General features: G+C 50.3%; 17 protein-coding genes. 13 read left to right on the forward strand and 4 right to left on the reverse strand.

Annotation, left to right across the window (positions count from 1 at the left end):
* Positions 1–7: 7 nt before the first annotated feature.
* The 12 genes from P6574_RS12700 (at position 8) to P6574_RS12755 (ending at position 16627) form a co-directional block, all read left to right on the forward strand.
* A complete protein-coding gene (locus tag P6574_RS12700) occupies positions 8–1414 on the forward strand; it encodes a type VI secretion system contractile sheath domain-containing protein (protein WP_310620648.1) in 1407 nt (468 codons plus the stop codon).
* The gene (locus P6574_RS12705; protein WP_310620649.1) at positions 1411–1818 is read left to right on the forward strand and encodes a hypothetical protein; all 408 of its coding nucleotides are present in this window, start codon (positions 1411–1413) and stop codon (positions 1816–1818) included. The genes P6574_RS12700 and P6574_RS12705 overlap by 4 nt, the downstream gene beginning before the upstream one ends.
* Entirely contained in the window at positions 1815–3611 is a 1797-nt protein-coding gene (gene tssF, locus P6574_RS12710) for a type VI secretion system baseplate subunit TssF (RefSeq protein WP_310620650.1), read from the forward strand. The genes P6574_RS12705 and tssF overlap by 4 nt, the downstream gene beginning before the upstream one ends.
* Entirely contained in the window at positions 3602–4561 is a 960-nt protein-coding gene (locus P6574_RS12715; RefSeq protein ID WP_310620651.1) for a type VI secretion system baseplate subunit TssG, read from the forward strand. Before tssF ends, P6574_RS12715 begins: the two co-directional genes overlap by 10 nt.
* An 11-nt stretch (positions 4562–4572) precedes the next feature.
* Positions 4573–7167, forward strand: coding sequence for a type VI secretion system ATPase TssH (tssH, locus tag P6574_RS12720; RefSeq protein ID WP_310620652.1), 2595 nt, complete (start codon positions 4573–4575; stop codon positions 7165–7167).
* A 3-nt stretch (positions 7168–7170) separates the two neighbouring features.
* The gene (locus tag P6574_RS12725) at positions 7171–7890 is read left to right on the forward strand and encodes a hypothetical protein (RefSeq protein ID WP_310620653.1); all 720 of its coding nucleotides are present in this window, start codon (positions 7171–7173) and stop codon (positions 7888–7890) included.
* Positions 7887–8768 (forward strand): FHA domain-containing protein, encoded by an 882-nt coding sequence (locus P6574_RS12730; protein WP_310620654.1) that lies wholly within the window; start codon positions 7887–7889, stop codon positions 8766–8768. Before P6574_RS12725 ends, P6574_RS12730 begins: the two co-directional genes overlap by 4 nt.
* Positions 8765–9298, forward strand: a complete 534-nt coding sequence (gene tssJ, locus P6574_RS12735; RefSeq protein ID WP_310620655.1) for a type VI secretion system lipoprotein TssJ — start codon at positions 8765–8767, stop codon at positions 9296–9298. Before P6574_RS12730 ends, tssJ begins: the two co-directional genes overlap by 4 nt.
* Entirely contained in the window at positions 9295–10614 is a 1320-nt protein-coding gene (gene tssK / locus P6574_RS12740; RefSeq protein ID WP_310620656.1) for a type VI secretion system baseplate subunit TssK, read from the forward strand. The genes tssJ and tssK overlap by 4 nt, the downstream gene beginning before the upstream one ends.
* An 8-nt stretch (positions 10615–10622) precedes the next feature.
* Positions 10623–11504 (forward strand): type IVB secretion system protein IcmH/DotU, encoded by an 882-nt coding sequence (gene icmH / locus P6574_RS12745; RefSeq protein WP_310620657.1) that lies wholly within the window; start codon positions 10623–10625, stop codon positions 11502–11504.
* A complete protein-coding gene (locus P6574_RS12750) occupies positions 11501–14884 on the forward strand; it encodes an ImcF-related family protein (RefSeq protein ID WP_310620658.1) in 3384 nt (1127 codons plus the stop codon). Before icmH ends, P6574_RS12750 begins: the two co-directional genes overlap by 4 nt.
* A gap of 327 nt (positions 14885–15211) precedes the next feature.
* Positions 15212–16627 carry a uracil-xanthine permease family protein gene (locus tag P6574_RS12755; RefSeq protein WP_310620659.1) on the forward strand — a complete coding sequence of 472 codons (1416 nt, stop codon included), beginning with the start codon at positions 15212–15214 and terminating at the stop codon, positions 16625–16627.
* A 540-nt stretch (positions 16628–17167) separates the two neighbouring features.
* On the opposite strand, the gene P6574_RS12760 is transcribed toward P6574_RS12755, so the two are convergent.
* Positions 17168–17608: an MAPEG family protein gene (locus tag P6574_RS12760; protein ID WP_310620660.1), complete on the reverse strand. Its 441-nt coding sequence runs from the start codon at positions 17606–17608 to the stop codon at positions 17168–17170.
* Positions 17609–17683: 75 nt separating this feature from the next.
* Positions 17684–18667: a zinc-dependent alcohol dehydrogenase family protein gene (locus P6574_RS12765; RefSeq protein ID WP_310620661.1), complete on the reverse strand. Its 984-nt coding sequence runs from the start codon at positions 18665–18667 to the stop codon at positions 17684–17686.
* Between the two features lie 188 nt (positions 18668–18855).
* On the opposite strand from P6574_RS12765, the gene P6574_RS12770 reads away from it, so the two are divergent.
* Positions 18856–19803 (forward strand): LysR family transcriptional regulator, encoded by a 948-nt coding sequence (locus P6574_RS12770; RefSeq protein ID WP_310620662.1) that lies wholly within the window; start codon positions 18856–18858, stop codon positions 19801–19803.
* Here the strand turns inward: P6574_RS12770 and P6574_RS12775 are convergent.
* Both P6574_RS12775 and P6574_RS12780 read right to left on the reverse strand, forming a co-directional pair.
* Positions 19775–20476 carry a GntR family transcriptional regulator gene (locus P6574_RS12775; protein ID WP_310620663.1) on the reverse strand — a complete coding sequence of 234 codons (702 nt, stop codon included), beginning with the start codon at positions 20474–20476 and terminating at the stop codon, positions 19775–19777. The two genes, P6574_RS12770 and P6574_RS12775, sit on opposite strands and share 29 nt — an antisense overlap.
* A 15-nt stretch (positions 20477–20491) precedes the next feature.
* Positions 20492–21874, reverse strand: a complete 1383-nt coding sequence (locus tag P6574_RS12780) for a formimidoylglutamate deiminase (RefSeq protein ID WP_310620664.1) — start codon at positions 21872–21874, stop codon at positions 20492–20494.
* Between the last annotated feature and the right edge of the window lie 3 nt (positions 21875–21877).

Here is a 21877-nt window from a genome sequence, read left to right on the forward strand (position 1 = left end):
CTGATAGATGACGGTAGCTACTGACACAACCTTGCCGCTGGATAACCGGATACATGAAGTATCCGGTTCCTATAAGCGTGAGGATGTGCTTGCGGCAGCCCTAAAACGCTGGGGTGAAAATCCCAGCGCTCTTATCTCACGCCTTTACAAACTGTGCGTGGAAATGGAGCAGATTCTTAGTGCGCAGCTCAATGCGATTATCGAGGCTCCCGAATTTTGCGCTTTGGAAGCCCGTTGGCGTGGGCTGCAGGAAGTTGTCTGGAGTAAAGGCAAGGACCAGTCCGTAAAAATCAAACTTCTAGATATCTCTTGGGCAGAATTATCGGAGGACCTTAACTACGCCAGTGACTTTCGCCGCAGCGCACTGGCAAACATCATCGGCCAGCGGGAGTTTGAAACTTTGGGCGGTGAGCCCTACGGACTTCTGGTTCTGGACCACTCTTTGAGTATTGATGTAGATACACAGTTCGATGAACTTTATACAGCACAACTGCTTTGTGATCTTGGGGCAGTCTGCGTGTGCCCCCTCGTAATGGGTGTGAACGATGATTTCTTCGGAGAAGTAGACGCGGCTTGGTATACGGATACGCGACGGTTAAAAAATATTCTCAGCAGCAAGGACTACGCGGCGTGGCAGCGGCTGCGCCAAATACCCAACGCCCGCTTTTTGGGACTTGCCCTTCCCAAGTGCCAATTACGAGGCCGCTATGAGGATCTGGATATGGGGTTCCGCTTCCACCAGTGGCCTTCCCAAAGCAACGGCCTGTGGGGCACGGCCGCAACCTTCTTCGCCAAAACGGCCATAGCGGAATTCAAGTCCCGAGCATGGTTCGGGTTCTTGAAGCTTGTCAGCGGCGAGCAGGGAACAGGAGCCACACTTGCACGCCATGATGCCCCAGCCCCCAAAGGGGCCTGCCCAACTTTACGGGCACGTATAAGGTTAACACGCGCCACTAGCCACTTTTATGCTGAGGAAGGGTTTATTCCTATTGCCGAGAGTACCAAATCCAATGCGCTATACTTTGTTGGCAACAGGTCGATTACCCAGTGCGGCGGTAATGCCGAGGCTGAAGTCCTGACGCAGCTCCAGTCCGTCATGATTGCCTGCAGGCTGGTCCATTACATAAAAATTCAGCTTAGGTCCTTAATCGGTCAGGTTCTCACCGCAAACGAATGCGAAACTATTTTAAACGACTGGCTGGATAAATACGTCTCTACGTCTTCCATGGGTGCAAAAGAACTGCAAGCCAGATATCCTCTGCGTGGGGCACGAATAAAAATTTCACAGTCCCCCTCAAATACGGCGCGTCTCGCCTGTGAAATCCTACTGCAACCCCAATATCAGATCGACCATATTCTGGGTGAAATCTGCCTGTCCACCGACTTCAGAACAACGGAGGGGGTTGCCGCATGAAGTTTGCAGCTGCTTTTTTGGGTAGAAAAATTGAGGAGGGCGTGGAAAGCCATGTGGCAGCTAACATCGATATGTTTTTGCAAAGTATATCTCCCGAAGTCAGCGCCCCCTCTTCATTGAAGAATGTAGCTGCTTCCAACTTGTGTTTCGGCCTGCCGATGAAGTGGGCATTACATGAGGTGGGCGGCAATAAGCAAATTAACGCGGAAATCAGAGAAAGGCTCAGCCGGTTTGAGCAAAGGCTATCTGGATTTGCTGAAATCGCCTTGAGTGAAGACGAGCAAAACAATTTGGTGAATTTCTATATCTCCGGTTTGACCCTGAACAACAACAGGAAGGAACTCATAGAGATTGAAACGAGAATATCCCGTCTGGATCAAGCGCAAACGGGGGAGACTAGATGAGGGATATCCTTCAATATTATGAGACAGAACTGGACTATATGCAGCGCTCATTTGAAGCGTTTGAAAAAGCTCATCCGCAAGCGGCCCACACCTTAGGTATCAGTGCAGGCAAAAGCGATGATCCCGACATACAGCGACTGTCCGATTCCATGGCCTTGCTCGCTGCACGCCTCTCCAAAAGGCTGGATGAGACTATACCAGAAATCGCTCTGGACATCACCCGAGTGATTTGTCCAGTATTTCTTCTGGGTACTCCTAGTTACTGCCCTGTTCAGCTTACAAAAGGTACGGGTGCACTGGGGGAGAAAACACAGGTAAAGAAAGGTACGGAACTCATTTTCCTTTCTGGGGATGAGAAGCCCCTTTGTAAATTCGTTGCTGCCTGCTCAATGGATATTGCACCTCTGGTTGTTACTGATGCAAAGCTTGAGACGGCTCCGTTTCCATTTCAAGGGCCGCAGGATTTTACCAATATAGACACGGCGCTCACACTTAACCTTTCCTGTGAGGATCCTGAAACACTCCTTGGCGAAATGGGAATGGACACTTTGTCGTTTTATGTTTGCGCTCCTGCCGGGCGCAAACGCCGTCTCGTGGACGCTCTTGCCGGTGAAGTGAAGGCATTTGGTGTTGGACTGGATAAAGGACATCAGACGCATTGGCTTGATTGTAAGGCACTAAAGCTCACTTTGGTGGAGAGTTACAGCACGTTTTTGCCGACAACCGCAACAACGCCTCCGGGCATAGCAAGTCTAAGAGATTTTCTCTCCTATCCAGATCAAGCCTCCTATTTCGAAGTGTCCGGTCTGGGCCCAATACTTGCAAAGCATCCCGCCAATGAAATCAGCCTTCGCTTTTTTATTGGTGCCAACATGGCCAAACATCTGGGCGAAGTTCAAACATCTGACTTCGCGCTCAATGTTATTCCCTTGGTCAACTGTTACCCCGATAAATCCCGCCCACTGCGCTATGATTTCGCACGGGAACAGATTCCACTTTTCCCCTCCAGCGCCGATGAAATGGATGTGGTCTCTCTTCAACTCGATGGCATTGACAAGCTAACACCTGAAGGCCCCATTCCCCTGCCCTCGATCACAACTGCGGACCGAAAACGCAAACCTGACCTTGTTTTGTGGCAGGAACGCCATACTTCGGCAGAGTTTGACCGAACCCGCAGGGCTGTTAGTTTTTCAATGCCCACCAATAACAACAGGGGCAACAATGCGGTACCGGAGCCTATAGATATCATCGGCTCGCTTTTATGTTCCAATGGCTTACAGGCATCTAGGCCGCGTCCGGGATCCAAAGTCAGCTTCAGCTCAGACACCCTTTCGGAAATACCGTTCACGGTTCTGGCCGAACCAAGCAGCCCCGTTTTACCCGAGTATGACCCACAGCAGCTTTGGCAACTTCTGGCGCTCATTAACGCCAATTTCTCTAGTATTTTTGATGCCCCCGATCCCAGGCAGGCCCTAAAGGACGCCCTGCACATATGCAGCCCCGCTGGATATTCCGAGGCCGCCAATGCCCTGTGGGAAGTCACAGTTACACGCTCTATAGCACCTATAAGTATTGGCAAGTCTGTATTGCTTGCAGCAGGAAGCAATATTGAGGTGGTACTTGATCTCGCGCCCCTGCCCTATGCTCCCCACGTGTTTGCTGTTGTTCTCAACCGCTTCTTCAGAACCTTCGTCAGTTACGATCGCTTTTTTCAACTAACCGTCCGCGAACGGGGGCAAAACCAACCCTTGCATGTCTTTCCAAAGACGCATGGAGGTACCTTATGCGGATAGAGGAAAAAGCTGGCCAGTCCCTCATAGATATCCCTCTACTGCAAGCCGCACGCATGGGATTAAAAGAGTTTGAAAATGCCCTAAACCAAGGCCATTTCGATCCCTTTCCATCAGGAGAGCAAGCCATTGGCGAAGAACGGCACCGCGGGAGCATTCTACCCAAATCCCAAAGCGGTGAGCAGCTTCGTCTCTTGGCTCCAGTTATGTCATCCTTTGATGGGGCGTTGCCCGATTACCTGCTTGAAGCCCTAATACAGGGCCTGCACAACGACGATAGCAGCCTGCGTGATTTTCTGGCGATCTTTGATCGGCGTCTGTTGGAGCTGCACATTCGCAGCGCCCGTACTCAAATCCTCGTTGCCGGAAAAGACAACAACAGCACACAGGTATCAAACATTATTTCGCGCATGCTGGTCAGCGTATCACACGAGGAAAAGTCAACGCATATAGCTCAAATTCTTATGCCTCTTCTCTCACGCAGCCGCTCACTGGATATGCTGCGCCGCATTGTGAGCTGGTGGACTGAACGTCCAGTGCGCATTAACGCAACCTTCGGTAAACCCTACCCAATCGACAATGCCTGCTTGCCACGTTTGAGCGCTAAATCAAAAAGTAAAAATCAGTCGCTGGGCAATGGTACGATGCTTGGGCGGTTTGGCCAGATACCCGTGGCTCATATAGGCATTCATCTCCAGTGTAACGACCGCAATGACCTGACTGAACTCACGTCTGATCAGGAGGGGATGGAGCACTTAAATAAGCTTGTTGCCCAGTATCTTCGTGATGCATCACCCGTAACTATTTTTGCCGAAATTAAAAGGCGTCATTTATCAAGACCCCGTCTTTCTTCAAGCCAGCCAACTGACCGGCTTGGAGCCTACAGCATACTCGACCCGCTTCGCCAACCGGAAAAGCAAACATCAATCCAGCTCATCCAGCGCATGCACTAGGGAAAACGAATATGACCAGCCTGACAAAACTCGTGACCTGTCTTTCTCCTGATCTGAAAAGCGCTCTGGAAAACAGTGTGGGAGAAGCTATGAAACGCAAAGCCGTTTCTGTTGATGCCTCCCACTGGCTCTATCATATTGTTTTCGGACAGGACACGGAGCTAAAAACTTTCCTTGAATCGCAAGGCGTTGACCTTACTGCCCTTCAAAGCGAACTGGAAGGGCAGATGCCCTACGGATCAGGGGAGCGGGAACGCCAGCCAACTATTTCCGGCTCGGTTGCCAAGCTGATGGAACAGGCGTGGATTTTGGCATCGGTTGAGCTGGGACAGCCTCAGATCCTGCCGGAAGTATTTATGTTGGCAGCCCACACACCCAATGCACTGGGCGTGCGCTCTGAGCCCCTAAAGGCCTTGAAGCCCGTATCCACAGATGCCCTACGCGCCTTCGCCCAGTCCAGGGGCGCCAATAACAGTGCCGCTACTCACTCTTCGGGTGTCGCTACTCCTCCTCCCGCCCCCTCACAATCGGGCGGTGCGCTGGAGCAGTATACTGTCAACCTGACCCAGCTTGCCCGTGACGGGGAACTGGACCCTGTACTTGGCAGAACCGAGGAAATCTCCAAGGCCATTGATGTGTTACTGCGCAAACGCCAGAATAACCCGATTATGTTAGGCCAACCCGGCGTTGGTAAGACAGCAGTTGTGGAGGGCTTGGCTGAGAAAATTGCAGCTGGAGAAGTTCCCGATCAGCTAAAAAACGCGGAACTTGTCAGCCTTGACATGGGGCTTTTGCAAGCTGGGGCAAGTGTAAAGGGCGAGTTTGAAGAGCGGCTGAAGAACGTTATCAAGGAGGTCCAGTCCTCCGAAAAAACCATTATTGTGTTTATTGATGAAGCGCACACCATAATCGGAGCCGGAGGTGCAGAAGGCCAGAATGATGCGGCAAACCTTTTAAAGCCAGCACTGGCCCGCGGTGAGTTTCGCACCGTTGCTGCAACTACCTTTGCCGAATACAAAAAGTACTTTGAAAAGGACCCTGCTCTTTCACGCCGGTTCCAGGCGATCACCATTGATGAACCGGTGCGGGACGCCGCCATTAATATCTTGCGCGCTGCAGCGGAAAGTTTGAGCAAACACCACGGCGTTTTCGTGCGCGAAGAAGGCATCAAGGCGGCAGTTGATTTATCCATTCGCTACATGCCTGCCCGCCGCCTGCCAGACAAAGCCATCAGCCTGATTGATACAGCTTGTGCGAGGGTCGCCCTATCACAACATGCAAGGCCCAAGCAGATTGAAATGCTGGAAGAAGATCTGCGTTTTGCCCAATCCGAACTTGAAAAAAGCCTTGAGGATGCACGGATCTTTGGCAATGAAACCTTTGATGGTACGGATCTTAGCAGCTCAATTCACGAGCGCGAAACAGAGCTTCTAGACCGCATTTCCAGCTGGAAAAATCAACGCGAGAAAGTCGAGGCACGCTTGAAAGCGGCCCGCGACATGCTGGAGGACAGCGGTGAAAATAGCGAAGAAACAACGCCCACACCCCAAGAAATTGAGCCAACCCCAAATAGTGAACAAGAGACCTATGTTCACCCATGGGTAACAGAAGAAACTGTTGCCAATGTTGTCTCTGACTGGACAGGCGTTCCTGTATCAAACATTGGCGCCAGTGAGGCTGAACGCCTACTGCATCTGGAAGACACCTTGAAAACACGGGTGATCGGACAGGACAGCGCCATTGAAGCAATCGCCAAATCTTTAAAGATAGCCCGCGCTGGCCTGACAGACACCCGCAAGCCCATTGGTGTCTTCATGATGTGCGGCCCTTCAGGTGTGGGAAAAACTGAGACTGCTCTGGCCATTGCCGACCAGTTCTTTGGCGGCGAGGACGCCCTGACCACCATCAACATGACTGAGTTTAAGGAATCCCATAAGTCCTCCATGCTTCTGGGAGCCGCCGCAGGTTATGTGGGCTATGGCAAAGGCGGCATTTTGACAGAGGCCATTCGCCAGCGCCCCTATCAGGTGCTCCTACTGGATGAAATGGAAAAGGCTCACCGGGAAATTCAGGATATTTTCTTCCAAATCTTCGACAAGGGGTGCATCTCGGACAGTGAAGGAAACTTGGTCGACTTTAGAAACACCATCATCATCATGACTTCCAACGCAGGGGGGGAAGAATTGCGTGAACTCACCGATACACGTGAGATAGACCCCACACCGGAAGAGCTGAACGAGCACCTGCGCCCACTGCTGCTGCGCCATTTCAGTCCGGCCTTTATTGGTAGAACAGAGTTGATTGCATACCGGCCACTGAGCGAGGGCGCGAGTATGAAGCTCACAGAAATCCACCTCAACCGCATTCGCAAACGCATCAAGGCACAGTATGGGGCGGAGTTTAACTGGGAAAAGAGTTTCGTTGATTTTGTCGTGGGTGCCAACAACGACCCGCTTTCCGGCGGGCGAGCCATTGAGGCGATCATCAACCGGAATTTCCTGCCTAAACTGGCGGAAGAGTGTATCACCCGGGTGATACAGGAAAGCCCGCTATCTTCCATCTCGGTCTCGCACAGCGGGAAAGAAGTTGAATTGGAGATGGGGTAGCCTATGGTAGTCAGCTTACTGCGAAACCTGACTTTCATGGTGGTCCTATTTACAGGGCCTCAGCTTGCCGGTGCCCAGACACATGGTCTGATACGCCTTGCCACCCAGCAGCTCCCCCCCTACCAGATGGTTGTAAACGGCCAGTTGCAGGGGGTAGCTATTGAGAGGGTAAAATGCGCACTCAAAGCCACCCGCCGCCCCTTTGAGATCCATATGTCAGACTGGACACAGGCGCAGCTAGGAACGGAGACGGCGGAATATGAAGGTTTCTTCGTCGGCTCTGCCAACTCCACTCGAGCCCGCTATGCAATCCCGTCCAAGCCAGTCATTTCCGAGGACTTGGCTTGGTATATGTCACGCCATGCCAACATCAACCCCAATGATCCGGCGGATGCCCTTAAAGCCCGCTATTCGGCCAAGTTCGCCACCAGCAAATGGCTCAATCTCAAACGGCGCGGTTTCAACGTGGTCAAGAAACCACAGGATGCGCAGTCTTTGCTGAATATGCTGCTTGTGGGAGATATAGACGTTGCACTGGAGTACGAGCTGATCTTTGAGCACTTCATGGAGGAGCGCAACATCCCACTCGACCGCTTTACCAAAATTAGAAATCGCAGACAGGATTTAAGCGTACATTTTTCCAAGAAGTTTCTGGCGGCCAATCCTTTATTTCTGGAAGAATTTAATGCCGCATTACCTGTGTGTATCGGGGAGAGCCAATGACCTTGAGTATACAGGTTGTTCAGATCCCGGAGGACGCGACTTTGGATCGCCGGGAATTTTATATGCAGAAAAAGAGTTTCAAAATCGGCCGCGATTTCGCCTGCGACATATGTTTGGAGGATGAAACAAATACCCTGTCTCGTACCCACCTTGTCATTAGTTATTCTGCAAATGGCTCCTATACGGTTATCGATAACTCCACCAATGGGGCTGAATTGAATAGTGAAAAACTCCCATCCAAGGAAGTAAAGTTGCTTAGCGACGGCGATGTTTTGAGCTTGGGTGGCTACAAACTACTAGTAGGAATCATTGGGCAAATAGAGCAGGAAAACCAGCTGCAACAAGAGGAAGTAGACACTTCCAAGGTAATCCAGTTTAAGGCGGAAACCGATTTTGCATCCACCGCTCCACTCATTGCAAACGCAGCGGTAGAGCCTGTTGCACTCGTACAGGACCAAGGGTTCTCCCAGGAAGGAATGTCTCTGGATCAGGAGTTGATGTTTGACCCTTTTGCAGAAGGCCCAGCGCTGCGTGAAGAGCACCAACAGCCTGATACGGAAGAACCTGCACGCATTGAAACATTCAACCTCGTCAATCTGGATCAGCCCTATGTACCCGCTCCTGAGAACCGTGATTTAGGGTTGCGCGCTTACAGAGAAAACATTTCCGATGCACTGGAGCGCGCTCTGGACCGGTTCTTGAGTGAGATCGACCCTGAAGAGCTGCAGGCTGATTACGACGATTACATACCCGCCTTCGTTAGCCGGAAAAAACAGTACTGGCGCATTCACAAGCGTCAGTTTGCAAAGAAGAAAGCAAGTCATGAATACCACCGGGTTTTCCTTGCTCTCTTTTATGAGGAGATCAGGAAAAGATGAGACGTTTCAGTGCAGTATTACTCATGATTTTGCTGGCAGCGTGTGCGGGAGCCGATGCACCTATCGTGGAAAACAAGAATCTTGTGATTATCGCAGGGCCCAAAATCAATCAGTACAATAACTCGGTAAACCCAATTGTTCTTCGCCTTTACCAATTATCCAGCGCCTCCAAGTTCAATTCCGCTGATTTTTGGGAGATCTATAACAACGAAGGCGAAAAGGTTTCAGGGGCTGTTCTGGACAAGCAAACACTCTCTCCCATTTACCCCAACGAGAAGCGTCTTGTCTCTTTGGAGCTCCTTCCCGAGACACGTTATCTTGGAGTTTTTGGTGAGTTTTCAGATTTTGAAACCCACAAGTACCTCATCACTGCTCCCATCAGTGCCGAACAGATGGATGACGGTATCACCGTTTATGTAAATGCTTCCGGTCTTTCCATTCACAATAGAGACAGCACCAAAGAGGTGCCCAGCGAGGAACCGAAGAAGAAAGGACTATTTGCAGGGCTATTTGGAGGGAAAGACGAATGATTGCTCGAATAGCATGGAGTGAGGGCATGTTCATTGCCCCCCAGCACTTTCAACACGCCGACAAGGCGGTGCGCTCCTACGCCGATGCTCTTGCGCAGCTTGACGTACGTGGCGGAGATTTCGGTGTAAATACACTGGAGTTGAATCTTGAACTGTTGCCCGTTGGAAAGTTAGCTGTACGCACAGCCTCCGGTGTTTTTCCTGATCGGCTTTACTTTGAGCTATCCAAAGAGCTCGTGCTTGACATACCTGAGGGAGTGGTCAATGAGACCGTTTACCTCGCTGTTCCTCTTGCAATATTTGGTGCCGCTGAATTTGGCGGAACTCAAGGTCATGCGCGCTTCCTATCAAGCAGAAAAGACCTTAGGGACCTTCGCGATGACGATAATGAACAGGTAGAAACAGAAGTCGCCGAGGCAGGCGTATCCTTAAAGCTGGGAAGTGATGACCGCTCCGGCTACGCCACAATTCCCATTGCCAACATTCAGGAAAAAGCACCTGATGGGCGGATTGTGCTTGATCCGGCCTATATTCCACGCGCTATCAGCATAGCTGCCTCTCCATTACTGTGCGAGCGGCTGGAGGAGATGATATCCCTTGCCAGAGTACGGGCGAACAACGCAGCCGGGCGGGTGGCGACTGGCGTTGATGCGCGAAGTGAACTGGGACTACTCAATGAGCGCCTTGAGCTTCAAGTCTTGAACCGCTGGCTATTTACCCTTCAAAACATTGCCGCTACAAACACCGTCTCACCGCGCGCCCTGTTTGGCGCACTTGGCTGTTTGCTGTCTGAACTGGAAGCCCTTTCTGCCAGTTCCGTTAATGCAGGGCTGATTTACGATCCAATTCAGATGAGCCGCTGCTTCAATGAACTTTTTGCGCAGCTACGTCAAAAGCTAACCCTTGAAAAACCGGCGAGTGTTTTAACTTTTAATTGGAACAGCGAGCTATTTGAAACCCGCCGACTGCTGCGCCTCATCATTCCAGCCTCTACGCTTGCAAAGAACCTCAGGCTCGTTCTTGCGCTTTCCAGTGAAGAGGGCATGTCTCACCTGCATGAAGTGGGGCCGCTGTCGTGCAAACTGGCCGGCCTGTCTTCAATGCCAGAGTTAGTAACACATGATCTACCCGGTATTGATCTGATCCCTCTGGCCACCGCTCCAGCGGAACTGCGCAGCCGCTCTAATGCGGCCTATTTCTCCATCAATACAAAGAATACGCTTTGGCAAAAGTTTCTGAAAAAGCACGAAGCACTGGCCCTGCACGTTGATGACCGCATCCCCTTAGTAGACGCAACCTTGTACATGCTGGATTAGACTTTGATATGACTATGGAAATTGCCGCAACTCTAACTCTTACGCCAACAGGCGTGGAACCTGCCGCAGAACGCTCTGTTGGAATGGCAGCTCTAACGCAGTTTTCCAGCGGCAATATCCAAAAGCTGGATAAAGCGCTACGGCGGTATTCAGGTTCTAAAAACAGTCTGATCAATGTTTCTGCAGACCTGCTCGCATTATGCGGAACAATCAAGAGAATGCAGCCGGAGGATGACCTCAACATTGCCCGTCTGGAGTTGACCCGCGCAATCATTGATCTGAAGTACAAAGTGGTCCAGTTTGATTACCCTCCCTCTGTTGCCGAGAACTTATGCCTCTTGTTCGCTATCGTTTTGGACGAGTTTATCCTGAGCAGCCCGTGGGGAACCGAAAGTGGCTGGGAAAGCCGGACATTGGTTGCTGATCTGTTTGGTTTTAGAGATGGGGGGGACCGGTTTTACAACATCACTGACCGGGCACTCATGCAACCAAGAGCGCTGAGTGAACTTATTGAAATAATCTATCATTTCCTCAAGCTTGGTTATAAGGGAAAGTTCAGCCGGGACGGTGGATATGAAAGCGACCGCTTGATTGACCGGCTCGAAGCCGCATTAAAACTCATTCCCATGGAAGAACCCCCAAAAATACTAGGGCGGCCAGTGGATGAAACTCCAATACCAGTTTCAGGTACCCCAGCTAAAACCAAATACATATGGGCCGGATGTAGCGCTATGCTCATTCTGGTTTGTAGTTGGACCTATCATGAGTTTGATCACTATGTGGTGAAAGCCAAGTTCACCGAGTTACGCATAGCCTCCCAAGCGCACAAAGCACAGGACTTCATCTTTTCCAGCGTGACGGGGCAGACGGAAGTGAGGGACCGCAAATGAATTGGTTTCGTATAAGCTTCTGGGCATTTGTCGCTGTAATTTCGCTTCAACTTCTCATTGTCTTCATTTTGCTCGGAATAGATATTCTCTCACTTTTGGGAGCACTCATTTGGGGAGGCATTTTATTAGTTCTGTCTTTGGCAGGCATCACCTTAGCCGTGATCCATCGCCATAGGATTTGGCCTCAAGACCCCATTGCAATCGAACAGCGCCACTTGCGCCGCAGTGCACGAAAGCAGTTTTGTCTCGTTCGAGATCGGGCTCGCGCTATTAACCGGCGTAGTTTGTCTGTTCCCTGGAATCTATTTCTTGCCTGTGAGACTAACCAGCACACAACGGTGATGACTGAATTGGGCTATGTACGCATTGGCGAACAGATATGCCACAAAGGGCTCTCCGTTACGACGTGGACCTCGCCAACCGCAGTTGCCTACCGTATTGCTTTAGTTCCGGGAGAGGCACTATCCTTTGAATTTTTGAATGTCCTGCTCAAATTGCTCTTACGGCATCGGCCAAGTCTTGCGGTGAACGCTGCCTACTTCGAGTATGAGCTTTCCCAGTTAATGTCTCCCAATCCTCTGGAAACAGAGAACCTATCTACGATCAACCGTATTTTAAATGTGGCATGTAAAACGTTCGGGCTTGATATTCCTTTGCATTTTGCCATTGCTGGCCTTGAGCACTTGCCAGATGTTCACCGGACGGCGCTTGCAGCCGGTTATCTGCGTGACAAAGGCGTTCTTGGAGGTTTTATTGACCGTAGTGCGCCCAGTTTAAATGCAGGAATTGAAGCTCTCTTCAAGGATATGGTTCATTCACTGAACGCCACACAGCAAGGTGATTTACAAAAACAGCTGGTGAGCGAGGACTGCACTGCCATTGTCAATGCACCTATGCAACTTGCTCTCATTCAGGTGCAGGTGCGCGAACGGCTGGCCCTATTAACGCAGGCCCTGCCTCCAAGGCGGGACCGCCTTAACTTACAAAGTATTGCCTTTGTTGGGGCTTGCGAAAGTATGCCAATGGTCGACCCACTCTCTCAGGTCTCCAGTCAGCGTTTCTTCCAAACACAAACTGCGTTTTCCCCGCAAGAGGATTTGAGAGAGAGCGTCACAGCCGAAAGCGCCGCATCCCTTGCGAACTACTATTACTTGGAAAGTAACAGTATTAGACAAAATAACCGTTACAGGGCACAACTAAATCTCAATGCAGGCATGCTCTCTGCTTTTTTGGCTTTCTTGGTTATCGCGTTGGCAGGCTTGATCTGGGACAATACACGCCAATATAAGGTCATAAATCAACAAACGAGCTCAACTTTTGAGGACTATTACAGTAAAGTTGGAGTGCTTGGAGAAAATTCAGATACCCTTGTAGATCGTGTATTGCTTCTTGCTCCCTTGCGTAAGGGACTCATTGCCTATGACATACTGGATATGTCATTTTACAGATGGATGCTGCCTAATGGTTCCAAGCGGGAGGTGTTCCAGCAGTTATATAATGACGAGCTTACAGGCGGCCTGCAACTTGCACTGGCCAACTACCTGGAAAAAGACATGTTCGCCTTTAATGCGCTAGAAGACGGGGTGGAGCTGGTAAACCTTGCATCCCTTGAAGTTCAATTCCATGAGAACCAAAGGGACAATTCCCATCATTTAACCCGTTACTTCAGAGGAGCTCTGGCAGAACAGGGAGAAGTTTCAGCCGAATTCCAGCTTCAGTTTGCAGCGCAGCTAAGGGATCTTTTTCAACTCAATCAACCTCTCGGCCGCCGCAACGAAGAGCTCCGGCAAGTGGTCGCCAAAACAATATCAGGGCTGGCAACAGCGGATTTGCTTTATGAAGCGCTCATTCGGCAAGGGCCGTATGCTGAACGGGTAGACTTGCGCCGAACGATAGGACCAAGATTCTCGCAGGTATTTAACAGTATTGATAGACCCCAAACCTACATGGTCCCGCGTGCTTTCACTCAGGAAGGATTTGAGCTGCTTTTTGAAAATGGCGAAATTCCTGATCTTGCAACCCTAATCAGCAGCTATGAAAATTTAATCGGTCCATTGGAAGCAGCCAAGATTACCGCAATAAACAGGCGGGTTTCCGACAGGTATACAGCCGATTATATCAGTACATGGACTACATTTATCAATGCATTGTCCCTGCGCTCCGCTACCAATTGGTCAGACGCGCAAATACTGATGTCGGCACTAACCAACCTAACGGAAAATCCGATTACTGGACTGGGCAACGCCCTGCGCAGCAATACGGACATCACCCCGACAAAGGGCAGCGAAGAAGCCCCCTCCTCCCCATCCATTTATAGTGCTGAACTGGGCACAGCCCGGAATATTCGAGAGGCCTTCCGGCTGTATTTGGACGCAGTGAAACAGCAGGACCAGAAACAAAACCAATTTGATTTATTCCTACAATATGCCAGTGATGTCACTGTGTGGTTGCAGGAGACCGCATTAACAGCAGACGGGGCAAGCCGCGCTTTATTTGATCAGTTTCAAGCCGGAGAACAAGCTAATCCACTCGCCAAAATGCACGCCTTTGCCACCCGTTCAGACCTTGAGCTAATTCGCAGCTTTGGCAGTACACTTTCAGAAGGACTTGATAAGGCAGCAATGGGTTTTGTCTATGCCTATATTAACAATCAGTGGCAACAGCAGGTAATAACCCCCTTCGGACAGGAGCTGACAGGAACTTTCCCGTTCGATCCCTTAAGCCATGAGGATATGCCTCTTTCTACATTCACCACCTTGTTCATGCCCGATGGTGTATTGGATATTTTTGAGAAAAGTTACCTGAGCCACTTTAAAAATGTTGATGGGCTTTTCAACCCGCAGGTGTCTTTCATCCCCACTGGCACAGCAGAACTCACACAAGAGGCAATTCATACCTTCACCCAGTTTGGTAAAATACGAGAAAGTCTGTTCGTGGACGGTAAGCCGTTCCTTGCCTTCACTATGCGAACCAGCTTCATGGAAGGGTCGCTGAGCCGTCTTGTAATATCCTCAAATGTAACGTTGCATAAGTTCACCCACGGCCCCATTTTATGGAGTGAGCAGACTTGGCCGGTCTCCGGTGTCAACAACAGCGACATTTCCTTCCGCTTCTATCAGCGCTCCCGTCCACAATATGACAGGGTGTACAGCGGCCCGTGGTCCTGGTTCCGACTCTTTCATGATGGTTATGCAACAATCAACCCCACGGCCGGGCTTGCGGAAACATCCTTCACCTCCAAATCCGGAGCACAGGTTAACCTGCAATTCGACAGTAACAAACGCTTCTCACCATTCGCACCAGAGTTTTTCTCCGGTGTTCAGGTGGGGGAACCTTTGTTTATTAGGCAAGAGGTGCCGCGGGAAAAATTCAAAATTTAAATGCTTAACTCAATAGCATTTCCATAGTGGTAGCGGTTTGTAAGTAGACGGTTTCAATCCCTTATGCGAACAGCGGTTGTCAAAGCATTTGAAGTCACTGTGGATTTATCCCAGTTGCCGCCAACTTCCGACTGCACCTTAACCAAGGGTGTCCTAGGCCTTGAGTTGGACACGAAGTTCCTCGTGAGGCCTTAGCGGGTAGGATCTTCATTATGGCAGAAAACTATTATACTTCAGAACCGCTGGTAATTTAATTACAACTAATTAGCAATTTCCCTTCACGGATAACTATGTAAAATTACTAGGTTTCACATAGGGAGGGGCTCAATGAGCAAACAATCGACACTGGGAACAGCGGCACAATTACGAGATCCCAATTTTACACCACCACTGACAACGGCGACATTGTTGGGGGTTCAACATGTGTTGGCCATGTTTGTCTCCAATATAACGCCTGCAATCATTGTAGCGGGAGCCGCTGGCTTTGGTTTTGGTTCTAATTCCCCTGACTTTCCAGAGATGATCTACATGTTGCAAATGTCCATGGTTTTTGCCGGGATTGCAACACTCTTCCAGACTGTAGGTCTGGGACCAATTGGCGCCCGCCTTCCAATCGTTCAAGGTACCAGCTTTGCCTTCATCCCCATTATGATCCCTCTTGTCGCAGGCAAAGGCACGGAGGGCATGGCAACTCTGTTTGGTGGTATTTTGATTGGTGGCTTGTTTCATGCGGTCCTTGGACGTTTTATCGGAAAAATCCGCTTTGCATTGCCACCATTAGTGACAGGCTTGGTAGTTACCATGATTGGTCTGGCACTTGTGAAGGTGGGGATCCAGTATGCAGCTGGCGGTGTTCCGGCGGTCAACCAGCCAGAATATGGCAGCTTACAAAACTGGGGCATTGCCACTTTGGTAATTCTAGTCACATTGGCCTGTAAATTTTTTGGCCGCGGTATGGTTGCTGTCTCAGCAGTACTTGTTGGTTTGATTGCGGGATATGTAGCTGCTTGGGGACTGGGTATGGTGAGCTTTGAAGCTGTTCAATCAGCCGCTTACTTCGCCGCACCAGATCCGCTTCACTTTGGATTGGAATTCAGTATCTCTGCAGTTATCGGTTTTTGTTTGATGGCCTTTGTTTCAGCAGTTGAAACTGTTGGCGACGTTTCAGGCATCACTAAAGGTGGCGCAGGGCGCGAAGCCACTGACAAAGAAATCACTGGTGCCACCTATGCTGATGGCATTGGTTCTGCTGTAGCAGGTCTTTTTGGCGGATTGCCCAATACATCGTTCAGTCAAAATGTGGGTCTTATCGCCATGACAGGCGTCATGAGCCGCCACGTTGTAACGATAGGTGCAGTATTCCTTATCCTTGCGGGGCTAATTCCCAAAGCGGGTGCTGTAATTGCCACCATCCCCATCGAGGTCCTTGGCGGCGGTGTGATTGTAATGTTTGGCATGGTGGTGGCCTCCGGCGTCTCAATGCTTTCAGATGTGGATTGGGACCGCCGTAATATGGTCATCTTCGCAGTTAGCCTGTCAATTGGTCTTGGCTTGCAAATGGAGCCGAAGGCCCTGCAATATCTGCCGGAAACCCTGCGAGTTCTTGCAACCTCTGGTCTGCTACCTGCTGCATTCCTTGCCATTGTTCTCAACTCGGTTCTACCGAAGGAACTGGGAGCTGACCAAACCGAGGAAATCTCAGGCGGTCATGCCGGTCACAACGCCAACGAAGCTCCACTTTAGCGAAGCCTAAACCGGTGGTTAGGGCCCTCCTTCGCATCAGAAGGCCCCCTAACCACTGGATAGATTTCACAGTACCTCCAGTCACAGAACGACCGAGCAATACCTGTTCAGGCTAGTTCCCTGATCAAATCAATTGTCGTTTAAATGCGCGTTTAATCGGTATTATTGCTGGCTTTCCCAAAGTACCTTTTACCCAATTGCAGCTGTTTGCATTTTTTCATAATTCTAAGAGTCCATTGAAGCAAGCTGGGCAAAGATCAGCTTGAAAACTCCCGCCCAAATCCAGAGAACAAAATTTACACCCGAGGGAACGCGTCTGTCATCTTCTCTTACCCCACGTCGAGAGCATGGAAAGCAAAGAGATATTTGAGCCATAGAGGATTCAGATAAGAGGAATAAGTCACCCATGACAGCGGCCTAAAAATCAGTATGTAGCCTCTGGAAACCTAATTCGGGTTAATGTGTCCGGAGCCAAGATCAAGGCTTGGCCAAAAGCCTCCAACAAGATCTGACTTCATCCGAGGCTCTTAAGCAAGAAGGTTAAGTCAGAGCTGCAAAAATAAGAGCACCGCCGAGTACCAGTGCAGATGCAGCAGAAAGTGCAGCACCAAGGGCGCGCATCAGAGGAAATAGTTTTTTACCACCTTCTACACCCAAAAAGTGGGAGCCCGCATTGTTTCCAAAGCCAGCCACATGCAGAAGCCGCGCAATTGCAAACAATATGACTGTTCCTAAAGCAAGTGCAGTCTGACCCTCTAGAAGTTCATAGAGCGTAAGAACTACAATAAAGATTGCAGCATTTTCCGCCAAGTTTCCATGCCGACGAACTCGGCGCTCCAGAGTGACGTTACCATCCACCCCTATCTCTTTTTTCAGTTTCGTACGTGATATGCCCACATTGAGCATCAAGAGTTTTTGCAAGATGAGAAGCGATCCGCCGAGTACCGCAGCATAAACCGGAATATGTAAGAGGCTGTCCATAATGTCTGTTGTCTTTATATAGGTTTAATAGATAGGTTTAAGCTGAGGACTACAGAAGCCCTCAGCCATGCAGTTTTAACGGGCATTGGGCGTCAGGAGTACTTTACCATCACGTCCACCCTCTGATGCCCGGGTGACAGCCTCCTTGATTTCTTCAAGAGGAAAGCGCGAGTCTATCCGCGTTTTTACAGCGCCCGAAACAATCAATGGAATTAGTGCACCAAAAGCAGCTTGCCGCTCTTCCTGACTTACTATCTGATACCACTTTGCAAGCCAGAAACCGCGTGCAGTGATATCTTTTGCTATAAGAGTGGACAAGCTTAGTTGTGGCATTTGGCCTGTAAGCGCACCGTAGGAAATAATAGTTCCCCCTTGCCCCAGAGTACCAATAAGACGTTCGAAGGTTTCACCTGCAACACAATCAAAGGCGAGAGCAATGTCTGCCCCGCTAGTCTCTTTTGAAACACGTTCTGCCAAATCAGGCCCGTCGACCAAAACAACATCTCCCCCTAAGGACTTGAGGGGCGGGATAAGGTTTGTACGGCGGACCACATTGACAGTTTTGATACCGCGCTGAGCTGCGAGCTGAATAACCATCTCACCTACAGCCGAATTGGCTGCACTCTGGATGATCCAATCTCCTTCTTTCAAGTCCTTGAAAAGAGTGAGAAGTAGGTGCGCCGTCAACGGGTTGACTGCAATCATGGCCAACTGCTCATCGTCACCAGAAGGTGCAGGCAAAAATGCACTTGCAGGAGCGGTCAACTCATCACGCCAAGTTCCACCAGTGGCAGCCAACAGCACCTTCTGGCCAGATTTTAAGTGCTCAACACCCTCACCGACCTCTACGACTTCGGCGATCCCTTCAGCGCCTGGAATGCAAGGAAGCTCTGGTGGTTCACCATATTGCCCGGCAATCTGGAGGAGATTGGCCGGATGAATTGGTGTGGCAATAACTTTAACCCGGACCTCACCTGCCTCTGGGGCCCGTGAAGGTTGCTCCTTCAGCTTTAAAACTTCGGCAGGGTTTCCCAGTTTGTCAAATTCAAGAAATTTCATAGTCTAAGGGCCTCTTCGGAAAAGTGATTATTGCTTAACTTCATATAAGGTGAGGAGTGCAGGAAGATAAATCGTAATAAATCGCGAACTGTATTGCCTTTTCGACAAAAATAGAGTGAGTTCAAAAGCAATTATCTTCGTAACCTTGATGAAAGAACTCTCCTCAGAAAGAAGCAGGCGACACAAAGATGGATCAGTTACGCGCTATAGACTACTTTATAAAGGTGGCTGAGCTTGGCAGCTTCACTGCCGCGGCCCATTCCATCGGCGTTCCTGCGTCCTCAATCTCACGCCGTATACAAGACCTTGAGGCAGATCTTGGCGTAACCTTATTGCACCGCACCACGCGCATTGTTCGTTTAACAGAACTTGGATGCTTCTATCTCGAACATGTACAATCCGCAGTTAAGTCACTCAATTATGCCAGAGACCTGATTATGGACAGGGCCGCTTCCCCCTCCGGGTTTCTTCGCATCACCGCCTCGCCCAGCTATGGCAATGTTCTCCTGATGCCGGTTATCCGAAAACTCAGGCGTAGATTCCCTGATTTGGTGGTCGATATTGAACTAACCGACACACTCTCCGACCTATCAGGTAATGAGGTTGATATTGCAATCAGGGCGACAGCAACACTACCGGAACGGGTGGTCGCCAGAAAGCTGACGGAGGATACTTATGTTCTAGTGGCATCGAGCGCATACCTGCAAAAACACGGGACGCCGCAGACATTATCGGACTTGGAACAACACAAGACATTGCTGTATCGCGGCCCTGGGCGCATTATCTATTGGCAAGCAAACACAAGTGATGGCTGGGTGGAAGTTCGGCCAAACCCTTCCTTCATCTGCAATGTCGGGGCAGAGCTTGTTGCCGAAGCTGTAGCAGGCTCCGGTCTTGCCCTTGTTCCCAAATGGGGCGTGGAGCAGAAACTAAGGGACGGTCTATTAGATGCTGTCTTTTTGAAGGATGCAGGCTTGTCACTCACAAGATTGGAAAACGCCGGCATCTACCTGCTGTATCACCGCCCCAAATACCGGCTTAACAAAATCAAAGCCACAGTCGACTTCCTCATGGAGGAGTTAACCCAAAAGCCTTTGATTAAAACAACTAGATCGTCGTCCTCATCCGGAAATTAGGTGCGTAGACAAGCTTCACCCAGGTAATTGGGTGGTTTTGTGCCCACGTCATGCGCTCCATGACAAACAAAGCTTTACCAACGTCACAATCAAAAGTCTCCGCTAGAGTTTCATTGGCATTTTGAGCAAGAAAAGAGATGTCACCGTGCGTGTAGGGAGCATTATGTACAAGCCACTCGTTGGCGCTCATCAGGTCAAAGCCTTCCTTCTCGGCTGAGGGCACAACATCGAGGTTGATGTAGCGTTCTTCGTAGACAAAAGGCCGGTCATCAGAAAAGTGAAGTGTCTTCAGGTACAGGAGTTCCTGTATGGAGGGCACTGGAAAAGCGCCTTGGAGAACCGACGGTAACGAGCGCATATCCCTCTCAATCACTGTGTGCCGATATCTTGCTCCCTGCGCCTCCACTTCATTACGAAGAACTGAGATCGTAAAAGTGGCCCGCTGGGGCGGGTTAAAGGCAACTCGCGTACCGCCCCGCCGCTTTCGGATAAGCAGTCCATTATCTGCAAGGTCCCTAAGCGCACGATTGACTGTGGAGCGCGCACAGCCAAATTCCAGTGCAAGATCAGCCTCAAAAGGAATCGGCTCGCCCGGTTGCCAAAAGCGATCATGAATGCGCCCCAGAAGTTTCTCTCGGATGTCTTTCCAGGAATTGGTTGGGCTTGTGGTCACTTGCAGCTCTTCCCCTTACATTCGTGCGCGTAACGATGCCATTGTCTTGCGGTAGTTGGCGCGAATTGCCTCGCCCTTAACATGTTTTCCGTGGGTAACAACATGTCGGCCTGCAGACCAAACGTTTTTCACAAGGCAATCGTCCCCAACAAAAATAAAGGCATCAAGGATTTCATCTCTCTCCCGCCCGACGAGGTCAATCGCGTTTTCATCCAGTGAAAGCAGGTCTGCATAAAACCCGACCGAGATCTGACCGGAGTGCCGCCCTGCAGCCTGTGCCCCCCCTCGCGTTGCACTTTCAAAAAGCACCCGTCCTGTGGATTTATCTGAAGTGGCTGCACAAGCACGCATTCGGTCTCGCAACCTCTGCGAATACTCAAGTATCCGCAATTCTTCTGAAAGAGATATGCGAATATTGGAATCTGACCCTATTCCAAATCGCCCTCCTGCCGTCAGATACTGCACAGCGCTGAAAATACCATCACCAAGATTTGCCTCGGTTATGGGGCACAGGCCAGCGACAGCGCCGGTTTTCGCAAGAGCTTCAGTTTCCTTTCCTGTCATCTGGGTGCAATGGATCAAACACCAGTTAGGCCCAACCGAGTGATGATCCAAAAGCCACTCCACGGGTCGGCTTCCTTTTGCCGCTAGGATTTCCTGAACTTCCGCCGTCTGTTCTGCAATGTGCATGTGTAGGGGGCGACTTCCTGCAAGCTCAACCATTTGAGCAAGGCCATGATCGTCAACAGCCCGAAGAGAATGTGGTGCAACTCCTAAACCAGAATCCTCTGGCAATGACTTTATAAACTTTGCGGCGCCCCCATATAGCCTATGGAACCGGTCAAAATCATTTCCAAAGCGAAGTTGCCCTGCTTCCAGTGCCCGCCTGTCACACCCTCCATAAGAGTACAGGACGGGAAGAAGCGTCAGGCCTATTCCGGTTTCAGCCGCTGCACTGCAGATCTGCCCTGATAGTTCGGCCTGATTTTCATAGGGCTCACCACTTTTCTGGTGATGCAGGTAATGGAACTCGCTCATAGCTGCAAAGCCTGCCTCCAGCATCTCCATTTGCACATAGGAGGTAATGGATCCTATATCCTCTGGCGCCAGAATATCCAGAAACCGGTACATGATCTGCCGCCACGTCCAGAAACTATCAAACCCAGATGTACGCCATTCACTCATTCCGGCCATGGCTCTTTGAAAAGCATGGCTGTGCAGGTTGACAGGGGCGGGAAGTAAAACTCCAACGTGCTTGTCATCTGCCTCAGGGAACGTGTCAGGCATAACGCTAACTATCCGGCCATCCTTTGCAAAATGAACTGCCACGTTATTGGCCCACCCGTCAGAAAGGAGGGCCTTACTGGCAAAAATAATGGTCTCAGAAGCAGCGGGCATCTC

Origin of the sequence: Pseudovibrio sp. M1P-2-3 (assembly GCF_031501865.1) — a bacterium.
Classification (GTDB): Bacteria; Pseudomonadota; Alphaproteobacteria; order Rhizobiales; family Stappiaceae; genus Pseudovibrio; species Pseudovibrio corallicola.